Below are 17,238 nucleotides of genomic sequence, written 5' to 3' on the forward strand. Positions count from 1 at the left end.
ATCGTTTGTCCGATTTAGATGCCATCTCTACTCTTAGCAACAGCAGAGGAACACCGATTCAGCGATTGGTTAGTAAATGAGGAGAGAGTGACCGATGATTGCCGACAGTTCAGGAAATCGTGTCGCCACCGACGAAGAAGGCTATCTCATCGAACCGGGCTATTGGGATCAAGCCGTGGCCGAGCAACTCGCCGCCCAGGAGAGACTGAACCTCACCGAGGAACACTGGGAGGTGCTTCGGTTCATGCGGAGCTATTACGACGAACATCAAATCGCTCCCGATGCCCGCTTCACCATCAAATTTCTCGCGGAAGAGCTCGGTTACGGCCGCAAGGCACGCAATTACCTGTTCAAGCTATTCCCCTACGGGTATGTCAAGCAGGCCTGCAAACTGGCCGGGATGAAACGTCCGCGCGCCTGGAGCACTGGCTGAATGTCAGTAGTACAGCGAGCCTACGCCGTCCTCCGGGACTGCCTCAACAGCACCGACACGCATCCCACCACTCATCGTGAAAAGGCGATATCGGCAGTAGGTGGTTTTGTTGGTATTCTGATGGTGTTCTGGGTGAGCAGCCGCATCCTGGATCTACACGGTGCCGCACTGATGGTGGCATCCATGGGTGCTTCGGCAGTGCTGTTATTTGCTGTGCCCCACGGCACCCTTTCGCAGCCCTGGCCGCTGATTGGCGGGAATCTGCTGTCGGCAGCAGTGGGAGTCACCTGCGCCGCCTGGATAGCAAACCCGCTACTCGCCGGCCCGCTGGCGGTGGCCATCGCCATTGTGGTGATGTACTACCTGCGCTGCATTCATCCCCCGGGCGGGGCAACGGCACTGGTGGCGGTGGTAGGTGGTCCGCAGGTCCATGCCCTGGGGTATGGTTACCTGCTGGAGCCGGTACTGGTCAATGTCGTCGTCATATTGACAGTCGCTGTGCTGGTGAATTATCCGTTTGCCTGGCGTCGCTACCCCGCGATCCTGAATCGCGGTCGCCGGTCCCTGCTGCCGCTGCCCGTCTGCTCGGGGGAGAAATGCATGATCGCCCATAGTGATCTGGTGTACGCGCTGTCGGAGTTGGACTCGTTCATTGATGTAAGCGAGGAAGATCTCCTGCGTATCTACACATCGGCTATGCGACACGCCATCGAGCCCGCCGATATCGCGGTGGGACCGGTGCAAGGCAGCCCCATCGCCGCCTATCAGAAAGGCTGATTCGGGCGTTGCATCCCAAACAGCGACGGGCCAAAAGCCCGACCTACATTACCAAATGACCGGACCACCATCTCCTGTAGGTTCAGGCCGTCACCAGTTCCGACGGGCTAAAGCCCGACCTACAGTGCCGATGACCGGACCGCTGTCTCCTGTAGGTCGGCCTTCAGGCTGTCATCTGTTCCGACGGGCTGAAGCCCGACCTACTGGTGAAGGAGGTGCCCCGGCGAAGAGCCGGGGCGGTGGTCTACCTGGCTCCCGCGAGTGCCTGTTCGATGTCGGCGATAATATCGTCGATGTGCTCAATGCCGATCGAGAGACGCACCATATCCGCGCTAACACCCGCCTTTGCCAGCTCTTCACCGTTAAGTTGGCGGTGGGTGGTGGTGGCCGGATGGCAGGCCAGGGACTTGGCATCGCCGATATTCACCAGACGCAGCACCAGGTTCAGCGCATCAATGAATTTGGCACCCGCCTCGCGGCCGCCCTTGATGCCGAACGCGAGGATGCCGGAGCCGAGACCGCCCATGTACTTCTGCGCGAGGGCATGTTCCGGATGATCGGCCAGCCCCGGATACTTCACCCATTCCACCTGCGGATGCTGCTGCAGATATTCAGCTACCTGCTGCGCATTGTGGCAGTGGCGCTCCATGCGCAGCGAGAGCGTCTCGATGCCCTGCATGAGCTGAAAGGCGTTGAAGGGCGATAGCGCCGCGCCCATGTTTCGAAGCGGTACCACCCGGCAGCGGCCGATAAAGGCGGCCTCACCCAGCGCCTCGGTATAGACCACCCCATGATAGGAGGGATCCGGCTCATTGAGCATCGGGAATCGATCGGCGTGTTCAGCCCACGGGAACTTGCCGGAATCCACCACGACTCCGCCCAGGGTGGTGCCATGCCCGCCCATATATTTGGTCAGGGAGTGAATGACGATATCGGCACCATCTTCGATGGGCCGCCACAGGGCCGGCGAAGCCACGGTGTTGTCCACTGCCACCGGTACGCCCCTGGCATGGGCCATGGTTGCCAGCGCCCCGATATCCGTCACGTTCACCGAGGGATTGCCGATGGACTCACAAAACACCAGTTTGGTTCGGTCATCGATCAGGCTGTCAATCTGCTCCAGGTCGTCGTAGGCGGCGAAGCGCACCTCGATCCCCTGACGCGGAAGGGTATGGGCGAAAAGATTGTAGGTCCCGCCGTAGAGCCGACTGATGGAGACGATATTGTCACCCGCCTCCGCCAGCGTCTGGATAGTAGTGGTAATGGCCGCCATCCCCGAGGCCAGCGCCAGAGCGCCAATACCGCCCTCCATTGCCGCCACCCGCTGCTCCAGCACGGCATTGGTGGGGTTCATCATGCGGGTATAGATATTGCCCGGCACCTTGAGGTCGAATAGATCCGCTCCGTGCTGGGTATCATCAAAGACGTACGAGGTGGTCTGATAGATAGGTACCGCCGCCGATTTGGTGGTCGGTTCCGCTTCATAGCCACCATGGATGGCAATCGTCTCAAGTTTCACGTCGGTCTCCCCCAAGTTATTGTTATCAGCGTTGGGACAGTGCCTGCCCTATCGTTATTGGTCTTCGCTACCCGGTTTCAGCATCCGTTTACGGCGTTTCACCTTTATGATTGGCGCGGGCCTGGACTTGGGTTTGGGCTCTTCCGGAATCGGTGCTGGCGGATAGGTTTCTTCCCACGTCCGTTTTTTCGGAGGGGGCGCCACATTGGGACGCAGCTTGGGGCCGTTGCCGATGAGCCGGGCAATGGCAGAGGGGCCCGTGTCTTCCTCTTCGGCGGGCAAGGCGTCAGCCCAGGCCTTTTCAGCTCCGGAAAGGTAGCGGGAAATATCACGCGCAGCGGTTTCCGGGGGGAGTCGGACGATATTACGGACCTGGCCTTGGGCCATTTCGGCCGAAAACCCGTCGATATGGCTAACGATGTTTTTGGACCGGTCGACGTGCCAGCCGCTGTCATTCGAGTCGTTCAAGATGGGCTCCGAGTCGATTTTGGACGACTGAAGGTCGAGTGGAAAGATCAGATTCCCTAATGATATCGCTATAAGGGCCTGTAGCGCCATTGGCTGGAGCACACACGGAGTGCACATTCACCTGCGCCTGCATTTGGGACCAGCTGTACGGACTCCGGTTCCGACGGAGAAGCCGCAGTTACTTGAAGTGGGTTGATCCGCCCAGAGTCAGTTCTGCCGCCTCGCCGAGGGTTTCCGAAAGGGTGGGGTGGGGATGGATGCAGCGGGCGAGGTCTTCGGCGACAGCTCCCATCTCGATGGCAAGTACTCCCTCGGCGATCAGGGCCTCGGCATCCCGTCCGACGATACCAACGCCCAGGACACGGCCGTTTTCGGGATCGCTGATCACCTTGGTCATGCCCTCCCCGGCTCCCATGGACAGGGCACGGCCGGAGGCGTTCCACGGAAAGCGGTCGACCCGGACCCGGGTCCCTGCTGATTGGGCTTCTCCCTCGGTGAGGCCGCACCAGGCGATCTGCGGGTCCGTGTAGACCACGGCAGGAATGGCGCGCGCATCGAAGGCTGCGGGTTGTCCGGCAATGGCCTCGGCGGCGACTTTTCCCTCGTGCATCGCCTTGTGGGCGAGCAGCGCGCCACCGGCCACATCGCCAATGGCAAAAATATTGGGCTCGGCCGTCCGCCGCTGCTCATCGGTCTGGATAGCACCACGCCGGTCAGTCTCGACGCCAGTCGCCTCCAGATTGAGCCCCTCGATGTTCGGTACCCGGCCAATCGCCACCAGAACACGATCGAACCGTTCGGTGCTCTCGACATCCCCGGAGAGCGTGACCTGGACGGTCTCGTCACCAATCTCCAGACCCGTCGCCCTGGTATTGTAGTGAATCGCTTCAAATTGCTTTTCGAGCTTACGGACCAGTGGCTTTACGAGATCATCATCGACGGGAGGCAGCAACCGATCCTGGCTCTGTACCACCGTGACCCGACTGCCCAGAGCGGCGTAGACGGTACCCATTTCCAGACCCACATAGCCGCCCCCCACGGCCAACAGGCGCTCCGGGATATCCGGCAACGTCAGCGCGGCGGTGGAATCCATAATCCGGCCGCCCGCCTCGACTCCGGGAGGCATCCGGGGCCGGGAGCCGGTGGCGATGATGGCGTGCCGGAAATCGATGGCTGCAACATCGGAGTGTTCCAGCCGCACCCGCTCAGGGCCTTCAAAATGGGCCCGGCCACGAATGAGTTGCACGCCACGCTTACGGCAAAGCCCCTCGAGACCCCGGGTCAGCTGGCCGATGACTTTGTCGCGCCAGCGGCCGATACCCTCCAGGTCGATCTGCGGCTCACCGAACCGCAGCCCCATCGATTCTGCAGCGCGTGAGGCCTCCAGCAGTTCGGCCAGGTAGAGCAGCGTCTTGGAGGGGATACAGCCGCGCAGCAGGCAAACACCGCCTGGCGGTTCGTCGCTCACCAGGGTGACGTCCAGCCCCAAATCGGCTGCACGAAAGGCCGCCGCATAGCCGCCGGGACCACCGCCGATCACCAGCAGGTCGGTCTTGACCGGGAGTTCGCCCATTACCATATTTTATTGACGGCCCTCCTGACCGGGTGATTCACCGCAGAGTACGCAGAGAATTGAATTTCCGGGTAGCCCTCCGGATTCATCCGTGTCCGTATGCAAACGGGCTTTCTGCATCGCTGCACTCCCATTGCGTCTGTTATAGCCCCTCAAATCGATAACAGCAGCGACTCGGGATCGGCCAGCATCTCGGTGATGCTTCGCACAAAGTAGGCGGCGTCGGCGCCGTCGTTGAGACGGTGGTCGAAAGTGAGGCTGAGAGGAAGCATCAGCCTCGCCTTGAAACGTCCCCGCTCGGGATCCCCCTCGAGCACCGGCCGCCAGTCGGCGCGGGTCATGCCGAGTATGGCCGCCTCCGGCGGGTTGATCAGCGGCGTAAACCAGGTGCCGCCGATACCACCGGGATTGGTCAGCGAGAAGCTGGCGCCCTGCAACTCATCGAGCTCGATCTTTCCGGCACGGGCCTTTTCCGCCAGGGCGGTGGTCTCCATGGCCAGTTCGGTCAGGCTTTTGCGATCGACATCCCGCACTACCGGCACCAGCAGCCCCTGTTTCGTGGCGACGGCCATACCGATGTGGCAGTAGTGCTTCAGGATAATGGTCTCGTTTTCCGCATCCAGAGTGGCATTGAAACGTGGAAACCGGCGCAGAACGGCGGCGGCGGCTTTCATGACGATAACGGTCATGGTCAGCTTGCCGCCGCGCGCCTTGACCGAATCGGCGTGTTCGCGTCGAAACGACTCGAGTGCGGTGATGTCCGCCAGGTCCTGATGGGTGACCTGGGGGACAGTGCGGGAGCGCTCCATCTGTCGAGCCGTGGCGCGCCGGATGCCGCGCAGGGGCTGCGTCTCCACGGCTCCCCAGCGGCTGAAATCGGGTAGCTCGAGCGGGCGCGGTTCCGACGGCTCTTCGGGCTGTGCTTCAGGCATCCCGAGAGCGGGCTCGCGCTCCGCTTTTTGAGCGGCGCGTTGGACATCCTCATTGGTCACCCGCCCGTGTGGGCCGCCGGGTTCGACCTGTCGCAGATCGACACCGAGCTCCCGGGCCCGCCGACGGGTTGCGGGTGAAGCGGGTACCGGTGCACCCTCCCGCGCCGGCTGCTCCCGCTCGGGCCGGGACGGCCGCCGCTCCTTCGCCTCTTTCTCGGGCGGCGGTTTCGCCGCTTTTTCGCCTTCGGCCTTGCCCTTCTCGCCTCCGGCCTCTTCGCCTTTCGCCTCTTCACCCTCGGCCGCATAGGTCAGCAACACGTCGCCAACCCGGACCGTATCACCCTCGTTGATCCGGACGTCGGTGATCTCTCCGGTAAAGGGAGAGGGTACATCCTGGACGGCCTTATCGGTCTCCACCGCAAAAAGGGTATCCCCTTCCTGTATCCGGTCACCGGGAGAGACTTTCAGGTCGAGGATTTCCGCCTCGTGGATCCCCTCGCCGGGATCTTGCATTCGATATTCGGCCATATTTTCTCAACCACCGGGAACACGAAGAATTACGGGTGCGGCCATACAACGACCATGCCGCAATTGACGGGCTGGAGCCCGACCTACAGTAGCGCCCGATGCGCGGCGCGCACGATGCGCCCGGCATCAGGCAGGTACGCCTTTTCACGGGCGAAGAACGGCACGATGACGTCGTATCCGGTCACCCGTTCCATCGGCGCCTCCAGGTACCAGAAGGCCTTCTCGATCAATCGCGCAAAAATCTCCGCCCCCGCCCCGAAGCTGCGCTGAGCCTCGTGGACCACCACCACCCGTCCGTTTTTACGCACGGATGCCGCGATCATTTCATCATCCAGGGGGGAGATCGTGAGCAGATCGATGACCTCCGGCTCGACGCCCTCACCGGCCAGCTGCTCGGCGGCTTCCAGCGTCGGCCGTAGCATGGAACCATACGCCACTAGCGTGATATCGCCGCCCTCGCGGACGATTCGGGCCTTGCCCAGGGGCAGCGTCTCCTCTTCATCCGGTACCTCTTCGCGGAAAGCGCGGTAAACCGCCTTGGGCTCAAAGAACACCACCGGATCCGGGTCGCGGATCGCGCTGACCAGCAGGGCGCGGGCGTTGCGTGGTCCGGAGGGGATAACCATTTTCAAGCCGGGGGTGTGGGCGTAATAGACCTCCTTGCTCTCCGAGTGGTGTTCGAGAGCACGCACCCCGCCGCCATAGGGCGCCCGTACCACCATCGGTACGCTCCACCTTCCCCGGGAGCGCCAGCGCATGCGTGCGGCGTGGGACTCGAGCTGGTCGATGCCCATATAGCTGAAACCGGAAAACTGAATCTCGCAAATCGGTTTCAGTCCCGCCACGGCCATACCGATACCGACCCCGACGATCGCCGACTCCGCCAGCGGCGTGTCCATGACCCGGACGTCACCGAAGCGGTCAATCAATCCTTCCGTGATACGAAACACACCGCCGTCACGTCCCACGTCCTCACCCATGACACAGACGCTTTCGTCACGCTCCATCTCCTGGGCAAGCGCCAGGTTCAGTGCCTTGGCCATGGTCAGCTTAGCCACCGCCGATTTCCTTCTGAAATGCCGCCCGCTGCGCCTGCAGGTAATCCGGAGGATCGGCATAGATATGCTCGAACATCACCGATGGGTCGGGGTTCTCCATCTGCACCTGCGCCTCCTGCCAGGCCTGTTCGATCTCTTCTTTGATTTCCTGTTCGAGGCGTTCCACCTCCTGATCCGAAAGCAGGCCCCGACTCTCGAGGTAACGGCGAAAACGGATGAGCGGCTCTTTCCGCTCCCAGGTCTGCACCTCCTCTTCGGATCGGTAGCGGCTCGGATCGTCGGCGGTGGTATGCAGGGAGAGGCGGTAGGTAATGCATTCGATAAATGTCGGTCCCTCGCCGGCCCGGGCCCGCTCAACCGCCTCGACAGTGGCTGCGTAAACAGCCAGCACATCGTTACCGTCCACCTGGATACCCGGGATGCCGTAGGCGATCGCCTTCTGCGCCAGTGTCCTGGAGTGGGTCTGTTTCTCACGGGGCACCGAAATGGCCCACTGATTGTTCTGGCAAAGAAAAATGGTCGGTGTGCTGAAGACGCCGGAAAAATTGATCGCCTCGTGGAAGTCACCCTCGGAGGTGGCGCCGTCACCGAAAAAGACGATCGCGACATCATCCTTGCCTTGGGCTCGGGCGGCATAACCCAGCCCTACGGCATGGGGCACCTGGGTGGCAACGGGAATCGCAATGGGAAGATCATTGTTGCCCTCCGGCGGGAGGCCTCCTTCATTGAAACCGGCGTTGTAGAGAAGCAGGCCACTGAGCGGCGTGTCACGCCAGAGGGCCGCGGCGGTCTCCCGGAAAGAGGGCACGAACCAGTCGGTTCTTCGCAGTGGCGCCATCGCCCCAATCTGCGCCGCCTCCTGCCCTTTGACCGGCGCAAACGTACCGAGCCGGCCCTGGCGCTGAAGCTGCAGGAGGCGCTCGTCAAAACGGCGCGACAGAAGCATCACCCGGAAAAGCCGGTGCAAGGTATCGTCGTCGAGATCGGGGACCAGCTCTTCATCCGCATTACCCTCCTCATCGAGGATGGACAGGTAAGAGATGGTCTGTTGGAGGTCGATTTCTGTCCGGGGCATGTCTTTCCATCTTGCGGCAGCCAGTCAAGAAAGTGTGGACGTGAATATCCGGCATATCCATGAAACCCGGCCGGTACTGCCGCTTGGCCACAGGGAGTGCGGGAACACGAGGGCAGCCGGCTTTCACCGGCTGTCCCCGTAAGCACCATTCCCCGGTGGTCTATCTATTTGAGGATCCAGCCGGCTAAGCTTCGACAGCCTCCTTGGTCCTTCCCCAGCGTATCGCTTCGATAGCGATATAGACCGCCGAGAGACCCACCAGCGTATACACCAGCCGCGAAAGGAAGCTCATCTCACCAAAGATAGCCGCCACCAGGTCGAAGCCGAAGATGCCGATAAGACCCCAGTTGAGGCCACCGACGATCAACAGCACCAGTGCGACCCAGTCCCAAGTATTGAATTTCGCCATTTTCGCCATGAGTGCTCCTCCTTGAGTTTGCCCATGATTCTATTTGCAGACTAGTCACATAAATGGAACATTGCATGTTGCTGCAACCTGCACGCGGATCGGCTGCAGGGTAGAATTCGGCTATGGAACTGATCGCGCCACTGCTGGCCTGGATAGAAACCCACTCCACCTGGGCGGGAGTACTGGTCTTTCTGATCGCCTTCTCGGAATCGCTTGCGGTCGTCGGGCTGTTTCTGCCGGGTGCGATGCTGATGTTCGGGATCGGTGCTTTGGTCGGTAGCGGAAGTCTCGAGTTCTGGCCAACCCTTGCCTGGGCGGCGGCGGGCGCCATTGCCGGCGATGGTGTCAGCTTCTGGCTGGGGCGGTACTTCCACGAGGGGCTGAAAACACAATGGCCATTCCGGACCCATCCCGAATTCATTGAGAACGCCACCGGTTTCTTTCAGCGCCACGGCGGAAAGAGCATCCTCTTGGGCCGTTTTATCGGCCCCATCCGACCCATCATTCCTGCGGTGGCAGGCATGATGGACATGCCCGTCGGCCGTTTTTTTGCCGTTAATGTAGTCTCCGGAATCCTGTGGGCGCCCGCCTATGTGCTTCCCGGAGTGGTGTTCGCCGCCACCCTGGGACTGGCTGCCGAAGTGGCCATGCGCCTCGCGGCCCTGATCGTCTTGCTGCTGACTCTGCTCCTGTTCACCTTCTGGGTAGCCAAGCACACCTTCCGTTGGCTTCACCCGAAAGCGCACGCGATGATCGCCGCCCTGCTCGGCTGGAGTCAGCGCCATCCCTACGCCGGACGTCTGCCCACAGCCCTGCTCGACCCCCATCACCCGGAAGGCAAGGCGCTGACGCTGCTGGCCTTTCTGCTTCTGGGGGCGGTGGCGGGGTTCGTGACGCTCTTTCCATTCAGCGGCGAGGAGGGATGGTTTCCGAACCTCGACTCCTATGTTTTCCACTCACTGCAGGAGTTGCGCACACCGGTGATGGACCGGCTGATGGTGGCGACGACCGAGCTGGGCGATGGCCGGGTTCTGGTGCCACTTTTCATGGTCGTTCTGGCTTGGCTGCTGCTGCGAGGCCGGATCAGTGCCGCCGCCCACTGGGCTGCCGTCGGAACCTTTACGCTGGTAGCCAATTACGGCCTCAAGGCGTTTACGGCGCTGCAAAGACCGACCGAAATCTACCAGGGCGTCTTCGGTTACAGCTTTCCAAGCGGCCATGCGCTCAGCAGCACGGCCCTGCTCGGTTTTCTTTCCGTATTAATCGGACGCGAACTGCCGGAACGGAGCCGATGGCTGGCTTATGCGGTGGCGGCACTTCTGGTCATCCCCATCGCCTTTTCCAGGCTCTACCTGGGCGTGCACTGGCTCACCGATGTACTCGGGGGCCTCACATTGGGGCTGGCCTGGGTCGCTCTGGTGGGCATCGCCTACCGCCGCCATCCGGCTGGACACCTCTCCCCCGGCGCGCTCGGAATCGTTGCGCTGGGCGCCCTGGCTATTGCGGGCACCTGGAACATCGCCAGCCATCACAGGGAGGACCTGATCCTCTATGCGAAAACACCCGACACGCAGCAGATCGCTTTCACTGACTGGCAATCGGGCGCATGGCGACAACTTCCCGCCTTTCGTGCCGAACTGCGAGGCGTTCGGCGCCATCCGCTGACGCTGCAGTATGCCGGGGATTTGCAGAATCTCCGCGACCGGTTGCAGAGCGTCGGATGGCAGCCCCCCACCCCACTGACCGGGTTATCCTGGCTGCGCTGGCTCAGCGATGTCCCGCTCGGTTCGGTCCCGGTTCTGCCGCAGGTTCACAAGGGGCTGAACGAAAGCCTGTTATTGATCCGGAATGGTGGAGCGGAGTGCCCTCTCAAGGCACTTCGGCTGTGGCCAAGCCATGTGTCTCTCGAACCACGGGGCCTGCCGCTGTGGGAGGGCAACGTTTCCTGCCTGATGGAAACTTCTATTCCCGCGATAACGGTACCTGTAACCGGAACCCGCTTTGGGGCACCCCTGGAAGAGTTGGCCGGAACACTCGACCAGCTCGAACTGCCTTTCCGAACCGTCAACAGGGAGATTACCGCAAAAGACTGGAAAGGGCATGTACTGCTAATCCGTTCCCCCTGATCCCGTTCAGGTCGAGCTGTTTTGCAACCCGGAAAAATGGATCTATCTCAAGAAGCGCCCGAGGCGATGGCGTTCTGGATTTCGCTAAGGCGCCAATAGGAATCGTCGCTTTCCAGAAGCCGCTGTTTGCGGGAAAGGGCAAGGGGCAGAATTTCGGCCAACCGGCCCGCAACCCAAGCTGCATCGTCGAAGTGACGCGGCAGCGTGATATAGGGATGATCCAGCTGGTCGATGATCCCGTGTAGCAACTCCGCAAGGGGAGCAAACCGCGACGGTACGGGCGCGGACTCGGCCGCGGGCAGCCAGGAAACTTCCGCCATCACCAGCTGATCGGGCATTACGCGGGTGGAAAGGATACGAAACCGGCGCTCGCCACGAACCGTAATCCCCAGCAACTTGTCGGGCCGGCGCTCCCAGTACGTGATCCGCACCAGCATGCCGATGTTATGGGTTTCAGCCGCCTCGCCCACCTCCCCGCCCTGCCGGATCAGTGCCACACCAAAACCGGAGTCATCGCGCAGACAGCGGCTGACCATGTCCAGGTAACGGGGCTCGAAGAGTCGTAGCGTCAGCGGACCGCCGGGAAACAGTACCGTATGGAGGGGAAACAGCGGAATTTCATTCGCCTCACCCGACATTTTGCCTCAGCCCGGTTTGCCGCGGTAACCCCAGCGGGGCACCAACGCATGTTCAACATCGATGTGGTCAAGTACACGCCCCACCACAAAATCGACCAGGTCTTCGATGGATTTCGGGTGGTGATAAAAACCGGGTGCGGCCGGCATGATGGTCACACCGAGCCGGGAGAGATTCAGCATATGTTCCAGGTGGATCGCCGACAGGGGCGCCTCCCGCGGCACCAGCACAAGCCGGCGACGCTCTTTGAGTACGACATCCGCAGCACGCTCGATGAGGTTGTTGCTGGCGCCCGTGGCGATCGCCGAAAGTGTGCCGGTGGAACAGGGACACACCACCATCGAATCCGGTGCCGCCGACCCACTCGCCACCGGCGCCATCCACTGCTCCCGCCCGAATACCTGAAGCTGATCCGGAGCAGCCCCGAAACGCTCCGAAAGGAATCCCTGCATCGCGGCTGGCGTTCCAGGCAGGTCCAGATCCGTCTCGGTTGCGATCACCACCTGTGCCGGCGGGGATACCATCAGATAGACCGGACGGCCACTTTGAATCAGGCACTCCAGCAGCCGCAGACCGTACACGGCCCCGGATGCCCCGGTGATCGCCAGCGTCACCGCCTTGCGGCTCACAGCGGCTCTCCATCAAAAACACTACCGCAGAGGCGCTGAAACCCGAAGACTGCTGGAGGAACTGCGATCTCGGTGATCGATACAGGCATCGCGACTCCAGTGAATATAAAGGACAGGCTGCCAGGAGCCTGTCCGAGAACATCGTGCTTATTGTAAGTTGGGGTGAGTTATGCGAACCCCAACGCTGATTTTGTTGGGCTTCGTTCCTCAGCGCCAACCTACATTTTGGAGCCCATTGCTAATTCTCGGACAGGCCCCTAGCTGCGTCTCTGCGGCATCGCCGTTTTTTCCAGTGCACTCAAAAGACGTTCATGGATGCCGCCAAAGGCGCCGTTGCTCATAACGAGAATCTGGTCGCCGGGACGAGCCTCAGCCACCAAATCTCTAATAATAGCTTCTATCTCGTCGTAGACGGCGGCCCCGGCTTTGAGGGGCCGGAGCATCGAGGCCGGGTCCCAGCCCAGGTCGGCCGGTTTGTAGAGATAGATCCGGTCGGCCTGCCGCAACGACTCGCCCAGAGCATCCCGATGCACGCCCATACGCATGGTGTTGGAGCGCGGTTCGAGCACCGCATGAATACGGGCCTCGCCCACCTTGCGGCGCAGTCCCTCCAGTGTGGTGGTGATGGCGGTGGGATGGTGGGCGAAGTCGTCGTAGACCGTAACTCCGGCCACCTCGCCGCGTAACTCCATGCGCCGTTTGACACTCTTGAAGCCCGCCAGGGCTTCGATGGCCTGGGCCGGCGGTACGCCGGCATGACGTGCGGCACCGATCGCCGTAAGGGCATTGGCCACGTTGTGTTCACCCTGCAGTTCCCAGGCGACGCTCCCCTGTGACCGGCCCTTCCAGAGCACCTCGAAACAACTGCCGTCGGTGACGCTGTTCCGCGCCATCCAGCCCTCATCCGAACCGATAGACTCCACCGGTGTCCAGCAACCCATTTCCAGCATTTCGCCGATATTGCGTTCACGATCAGGGGCCAGGATCAGCCCTTCTCCGGGTACGGTCCGCACCAGATGGTGGAACTGCCGCTGAATGGCAGCCAGATCCGGAAAAATATCGGCGTGGTCATATTCCAGGTTGTTCAGGATGAGAGTGCGTGGACGGTAGTGGACGAATTTGGAGCGCTTGTCGAAAAAGGCGGTATCGTACTCATCGGCTTCCACGACGAAAAAGGGTGTGTCACCTGCGCGTGCCGAAATGCCGAAGTTTTGCGGCACGCCACCGATTAGAAATCCGGGCGCCAGTCCGGCCTCTTCCAGTATCCATGCGAGCATGGCCGAGGTGGTGGTCTTGCCGTGGGTACCGGCTACCGCGAGCACCCACGCATCCCGCAGCAGGTTTTCTCCAAGCCACTGGGGACCCGAGGTGTACGGAAGATTGCGGTTAAGCACGTACTCCACGGCCGGATTCCCACGTGACAGGGCGTTGCCGATCACGACCTGGTCAACGCCGGCCGGAATACCTGCCGGGTCCCACCCTTGGGTGAGGGCAATCCCCTGCTCTTCCAGCTGCGTACTCATCGGCGGATAGACACCGGCGTCCTGCCCGCTGACCGAATGCCCCATCTGACGGGCGAGCAGGGCGATACCGCCCATGAAGGTACCGCAAATACCGAGGATATGAATATGCATGCCGTTAGCCTGAATGATTCACTACAAAGAGGGAAGCCCGCTTCGTGAACTGCTGCTCATGCTGCTCTGCGGTTCTGCACTCTCCTGAGCGTCGTTGCAGTGAAATGGCGGGGTCATCCGGGTTACGGCGCCGGAGTAATGGCGCCGGCGAGAGCGAACGAGACCAAAATATAACCGAGCGCTGCAACCAGGCCCATGCTGGACGAAATCCCCAACGCGTGCCGAAAGATATGACCGGCCAGTGCGATATTCCACCCGAGAACCAGCAAGGAAAGCAGTCCCGGCAGGGCCCGCTGCGCCTCCGGAACCGCAAAAAACCAGGCGGTCAGCGGAATCGCGAGTGCCCCCAACAGCACCTCGCAGCCCGCCAGAGCGGTCAACGTCTGGATCGCCCGCGCACGAAGTCCGCGCAGGCCAAGCAGGGCATGCACGAAAATCACTACCATCACCGTGCCGGCAAGCGCCGAAGCGAGAGCCATCCCCGGGGCCAGGCTGAAGGCGCCCAGCCCCACCCCGACGGCCCAGTGCAGAAGCAGAATCGGTGCCAGCAGAAAGTTGGAGGCAGGCAGAATCTGCGGTCCCGCGCGCAACCGCATGATGCTCCAGAATGTCTCAATCAGTGCCTGCATCGGCTCCGGTGGCTCCAGCAAAAGTTCGGCCGTCATCATAGCCGCAGCACAAAGTCGGCATCAATGCCGATTCGGGGTCCGGAACCGCGCCATTACCCCTGTTCGAGTCCTAACACCAATATTCCGTATAATGCGGTATCCACTTATCAGGCGGGGCCCCAATGACCGATCGCTACATCGACACTCCGGAAGGGCTGGAAGAGCTCTGTAATGAGCTCGGCGGCAGCCAATGGCTGACGCTGGACACGGAGTTCATTCGTGAAAAGACCTATTACCCGCGCCTCTGCCTGCTGCAGGTTGCCAATGAATCCGTGGTCGCCTGCGTGGACCCGCTGGCTCTCGCCAACCTCGATCCACTGCTCGACGTTCTCTACGACCCGGCCATCACCAAGGTTTTGCACGCCGCTCACCAGGATCTGGAAATCCTCTTCGGGCTGAGGGGAACGGTCCCGGCACCGATTTTCGATACCCAAATCGCCGCCACCGTACTGGGCGGAGGTGACCAGATCGGCTACGGTAACCTGGTAAAGACGGAACTCGGCATCGAACTCGAAAAGGCACATGCCCGTGCCGATTGGTGCCGGCGCCCGCTCGAGCAGGACCAGATCAAGTACGCCGCCGATGATGTGCGTTACCTGCGCGATATCTACCACCGCCAGTTCGCGCAGCTGGTGGAACTCGATCGCGAAGAGTGGCTGATCGACGATTTTGCCACCCTCTCCGATCCGGAGCGCTACACCAACTCCCCCGAACAGGCCTGGCAGCGCATCAAAGGCGCGGGCCGACTGAAGGGTGTGCAACTCGCGGTGCTACAGCAACTCGCAGCATGGCGGGAGCAGCGGGCCGTTGCCGCCGACCGTCCCCGCCGGTGGATTGTGGCCGATGCTATTCTGCTGGATATCGCCCGCCACATGCCGGATAGCCTCACCAAGCTGGAACGCATCCGCGGGGTGGAGGAAAAACTGATCAAGCGCGATGGCCAGGTACTGCTGGAGCGGGTCGCATCGGGACGAAAGGCTCCGCGCGACACCTGGCCTGAAGTGAAGGAGGGTCCCCGCCTGGCCCCGGAACAGGACGAGGTGGTCGATACCCTTATGGCAGTACTTCGCGCTCGCTGTCGAGCCCGTCAGGTGAGCCCCGCCGCCGTCGCCAACCGCCGCGATCTCGAACGGCTGGTCCTGGGTGAACGCGATCTGCCACTGCTGCGGGGCTGGCGGCACGCAGTAGCAGGTGCAGACCTGCAAGCCATGCTCGAGGGCAGCATGGCACTTTCCATTCAAGAGGGCCGTCTGGCCATCGAGGCCGCCCCCACAGCGTAGGTCTGGAGGTTTTCATCGCCAAGGACACGGAGAAAGGCTGTGGTTATCTGTAGTTTCCGACCTGGAGCACGGGAGGGGAAGTGAAAGCGAGAACCTACCGCTATCCATGGAGGGACGGGAATCGGTTTCGACTACTGGTGGATGGTGCGCATTTTTTCCCGGTCATGCTGCAAGCCATAGATGAGTCCCGGCAATACATCCTCTTCGAGATGTACCTGATGGAATCGGGACAAATCGCCAGTCGGTTCATTGATGCATTGAGCCGGGCGACCGAGCGTGGTGTTCGTACCCACCTCCTGCTGGATCACTACGGCGCCGGCGAGCTTTCACGCCATGACCGGCGGCGCCTGATTCAGGCCGGTGTTGAACTGGTCTACTACAACCCCGTCAGCTACGGCCGTTTTCATGGCAATCTGTTTCGTGATCACCGGAAACTGCTGCTCATCGACGGCCGGCTTGCCTACGTGGGCGGGACCGGCATCACGGATGACTTCGACCCCTCCCGGCACCCGGAACTGAGCTGGCACGAGACCATGGTCGAGGTGCAGGGCCCCTGCGTAGCCGACTGGCACAATCTGTTTGAGAAGAACCGGGAGCGCTGGGCCAGCACCCCGCTGGGGATTCAGCTGCCGGTGCCCGAACCGCTTCCGGCCGGCCGGCCGGGACGGGTGGTCATGAATGCGCCAGCCAGAGCCGAGGTAAAACGTTCTCTCCTGAAGCGGATTCGTGGTGCGAGGCAGCGGGTCTGGATCGCCACTGCCTACTTCATTCCCTCCCGCAAGATCCGCCGGGCACTGAGGCGGGCGGTGGCACGCGGGGCAGATGTACGGCTCCTGCTTCCCGGGCCACTCACGGACCTCCCGCCCGTTCGCCACGCCGGGAGGCGCTACTACGGCCGCCTGCTCCGCCACGGGGTTCGAATCTTCGAATACCAGCCGCGATTCCTTCACGCCAAGGTATTGATGTGCGACGAATGGGTTTCGATTGGTTCCAGCAATGTTGATCGCTGGAATTTCAGCTGGAATCTCGAGGCGAACCAGGAGATCGACGATCCCGAACTGCGGGGCGCGGCCGGGGCCATGTTCGAGCGCGATTTCCAGGAGAGTTACGAATACAGCTGTGAAGGTTGGTTTGCCCGGCCCTGGTACCGACGGTGGCGAGAGTGGTTCTGGGGGATCATCGAACAGTGGATGGAGCGCCGCACCCAGCAACGCCGCAACCGGCACGGCCCGTAGGGGCCGGGGCCCGGTATTTACCGCAAAGACCTCTATCGACAAAGCCTCGTACCGACGCTCCTCACCTGCGCGAGCCAAAAACCGCCGACCTGTCTCCGGGAAACACTCCCAGCCAAACACGCCGGCTGCCCTTGTGAGAACGGCTGGATGTTACCCCTTTTCCCGATGGGCCATTAGAAGCCTATCCGAGAACAGACTGACCTGCTCGGCTCGGGCTCGAAGGCTCCTAGCGACCCCGTCCAGACTTTTTCTTGGCAG

16 protein-coding genes are annotated in these 17,238 nt (G+C 61.6%); 5 read left to right on the top strand and 11 right to left on the bottom strand.

The annotated features are described in order from the left end of the window. Positions 1-94 precede the first annotated feature (94 nt). Together BLP65_RS07240 and BLP65_RS07245 are read left to right on the top strand one after the other, a co-directional pair. Positions 95-433 (top strand): TusE/DsrC/DsvC family sulfur relay protein, encoded by a 339-nt coding sequence (locus tag BLP65_RS07240; protein ID WP_092994701.1) that lies wholly within the window; start codon positions 95-97, stop codon positions 431-433. Beyond that, positions 434-1,210, top strand: coding sequence for an HPP family protein (locus BLP65_RS07245; RefSeq protein ID WP_092994704.1), 777 nt, complete (start codon positions 434-436; stop codon positions 1,208-1,210). It begins immediately after the preceding gene. A gap of 244 nt (positions 1,211-1,454) precedes the next feature. Here the strand turns inward: BLP65_RS07245 and BLP65_RS07250 are convergent, their stop codons facing one another. From BLP65_RS07250 to BLP65_RS07280, 7 genes are all read right to left on the bottom strand, one after another. Further along, positions 1,455-2,729: a bifunctional O-acetylhomoserine aminocarboxypropyltransferase/cysteine synthase gene (locus BLP65_RS07250; RefSeq protein ID WP_092994707.1), complete on the bottom strand. Its 1,275-nt coding sequence runs from the start codon at positions 2,727-2,729 to the stop codon at positions 1,455-1,457. 54 nt (positions 2,730-2,783) lie between these two features. Then, positions 2,784-3,197: a hypothetical protein gene (locus tag BLP65_RS07255; RefSeq protein WP_139181449.1), complete on the bottom strand. Its 414-nt coding sequence runs from the start codon at positions 3,195-3,197 to the stop codon at positions 2,784-2,786. Positions 3,198-3,375: 178 nt separating this feature from the next. Beyond that, positions 3,376-4,770, bottom strand: a complete 1,395-nt coding sequence (lpdA, locus tag BLP65_RS07260; protein WP_217631926.1) for a dihydrolipoyl dehydrogenase — start codon at positions 4,768-4,770, stop codon at positions 3,376-3,378. Between the two features lie 152 nt (positions 4,771-4,922). Then, positions 4,923-6,230 carry a 2-oxo acid dehydrogenase subunit E2 gene (locus BLP65_RS07265; RefSeq protein ID WP_092994716.1) on the bottom strand — a complete coding sequence of 436 codons (1,308 nt, stop codon included), beginning with the start codon at positions 6,228-6,230 and terminating at the stop codon, positions 4,923-4,925. An 83-nt stretch (positions 6,231-6,313) separates the two neighbouring features. Beyond that, the gene (locus BLP65_RS07270; RefSeq protein WP_175452481.1) at positions 6,314-7,288 is read right to left on the bottom strand and encodes an alpha-ketoacid dehydrogenase subunit beta; all 975 of its coding nucleotides are present in this window, start codon (positions 7,286-7,288) and stop codon (positions 6,314-6,316) included. Continuing rightward, the gene (gene pdhA / locus BLP65_RS07275; protein WP_092994722.1) at positions 7,281-8,363 is read right to left on the bottom strand and encodes a pyruvate dehydrogenase (acetyl-transferring) E1 component subunit alpha; all 1,083 of its coding nucleotides are present in this window, start codon (positions 8,361-8,363) and stop codon (positions 7,281-7,283) included. Before pdhA ends, BLP65_RS07270 begins: the two co-directional genes overlap by 8 nt. 184 nt (positions 8,364-8,547) lie before the next feature. Next, the gene (locus BLP65_RS07280) at positions 8,548-8,772 is read right to left on the bottom strand and encodes a DUF378 domain-containing protein (protein ID WP_092995440.1); all 225 of its coding nucleotides are present in this window, start codon (positions 8,770-8,772) and stop codon (positions 8,548-8,550) included. A gap of 122 nt (positions 8,773-8,894) precedes the next feature. On the opposite strand from BLP65_RS07280, the gene BLP65_RS07285 reads away from it, so the two are divergent. After that, the gene (locus tag BLP65_RS07285) at positions 8,895-10,898 is read left to right on the top strand and encodes a bifunctional DedA family/phosphatase PAP2 family protein (protein WP_092994725.1); all 2,004 of its coding nucleotides are present in this window, start codon (positions 8,895-8,897) and stop codon (positions 10,896-10,898) included. Positions 10,899-10,945: 47 nt separating this feature from the next. Here BLP65_RS07285 and BLP65_RS07290 read toward each other — a convergent pair whose 3' ends face one another. The 4 genes from BLP65_RS07290 to BLP65_RS07305 form a co-directional block, all read right to left on the bottom strand. Then, entirely contained in the window at positions 10,946-11,536 is a 591-nt protein-coding gene (locus BLP65_RS07290) for an LON peptidase substrate-binding domain-containing protein (RefSeq protein WP_092994728.1), read from the bottom strand. Positions 11,537-11,542: 6 nt separating this feature from the next. Beyond that, positions 11,543-12,163: a flavin prenyltransferase UbiX gene (locus BLP65_RS07295; RefSeq protein WP_092994731.1), complete on the bottom strand. Its 621-nt coding sequence runs from the start codon at positions 12,161-12,163 to the stop codon at positions 11,543-11,545. A gap of 257 nt (positions 12,164-12,420) precedes the next feature. Further along, on the bottom strand, positions 12,421-13,797 hold the full coding sequence (gene mpl / locus BLP65_RS07300; protein ID WP_092994734.1) for a UDP-N-acetylmuramate:L-alanyl-gamma-D-glutamyl-meso-diaminopimelate ligase: 1,377 nt from the start codon (positions 13,795-13,797) through the stop codon (positions 12,421-12,423). Between the two features lie 122 nt (positions 13,798-13,919). Beyond that, a complete protein-coding gene (locus tag BLP65_RS07305; protein ID WP_092994737.1) occupies positions 13,920-14,465 on the bottom strand; it encodes a hypothetical protein in 546 nt (181 codons plus the stop codon). A gap of 122 nt (positions 14,466-14,587) precedes the next feature. On the opposite strand from BLP65_RS07305, the gene rnd reads away from it, so the two are divergent. Both rnd and BLP65_RS07315 read left to right on the top strand, forming a co-directional pair. Further along, a complete protein-coding gene (gene rnd, locus BLP65_RS07310; protein ID WP_092994741.1) occupies positions 14,588-15,745 on the top strand; it encodes a ribonuclease D in 1,158 nt (385 codons plus the stop codon). Positions 15,746-15,825: 80 nt separating this feature from the next. Further along, a complete protein-coding gene (locus BLP65_RS07315) occupies positions 15,826-16,980 on the top strand; it encodes a phospholipase D-like domain-containing protein (protein WP_245688263.1) in 1,155 nt (384 codons plus the stop codon). Positions 16,981-17,238: the final 258 nt, after the last annotated feature.

This window comes from Thiohalomonas denitrificans (genome assembly GCF_900102855.1).
GTDB classification, from domain to species: domain Bacteria; phylum Pseudomonadota; class Gammaproteobacteria; order Thiohalomonadales; family Thiohalomonadaceae; genus Thiohalomonas; species Thiohalomonas denitrificans.

Excerpts from the sequence above, each read along its gene's own strand:
- BLP65_RS07240 (WP_092994701.1), top strand. The coding sequence starts at position 95 with ATGATTGCCGACAGTTCAGGAAATCGTGTCGCCACCGACGAAGAAGGC.
- BLP65_RS07245 (WP_092994704.1), top strand. The coding sequence starts at position 434 with ATGTCAGTAGTACAGCGAGCCTACGCCGTCCTCCGGGACTGCCTCAAC.
- lpdA (WP_217631926.1), bottom strand. The coding sequence starts at position 4,770 with ATGGGCGAACTCCCGGTCAAGACCGACCTGCTGGTGATCGGCGGTGGT.
- BLP65_RS07265 (WP_092994716.1), bottom strand. The coding sequence starts at position 6,230 with ATGGCCGAATATCGAATGCAAGATCCCGGCGAGGGGATCCACGAGGCG.
- pdhA (WP_092994722.1), bottom strand. The coding sequence starts at position 8,363 with ATGCCCCGGACAGAAATCGACCTCCAACAGACCATCTCTTACCTGTCC.
- BLP65_RS07280 (WP_092995440.1), bottom strand. The coding sequence starts at position 8,772 with ATGGCGAAATTCAATACTTGGGACTGGGTCGCACTGGTGCTGTTGATC.
- BLP65_RS07285 (WP_092994725.1), top strand. The coding sequence starts at position 8,895 with ATGGAACTGATCGCGCCACTGCTGGCCTGGATAGAAACCCACTCCACC.
- BLP65_RS07290 (WP_092994728.1), bottom strand. The coding sequence starts at position 11,536 with ATGTCGGGTGAGGCGAATGAAATTCCGCTGTTTCCCCTCCATACGGTA.
- mpl (WP_092994734.1), bottom strand. The coding sequence starts at position 13,797 with ATGCATATTCATATCCTCGGTATTTGCGGTACCTTCATGGGCGGTATC.
- BLP65_RS07305 (WP_092994737.1), bottom strand. The coding sequence starts at position 14,465 with ATGATGACGGCCGAACTTTTGCTGGAGCCACCGGAGCCGATGCAGGCA.
- rnd (WP_092994741.1), top strand. The coding sequence starts at position 14,588 with ATGACCGATCGCTACATCGACACTCCGGAAGGGCTGGAAGAGCTCTGT.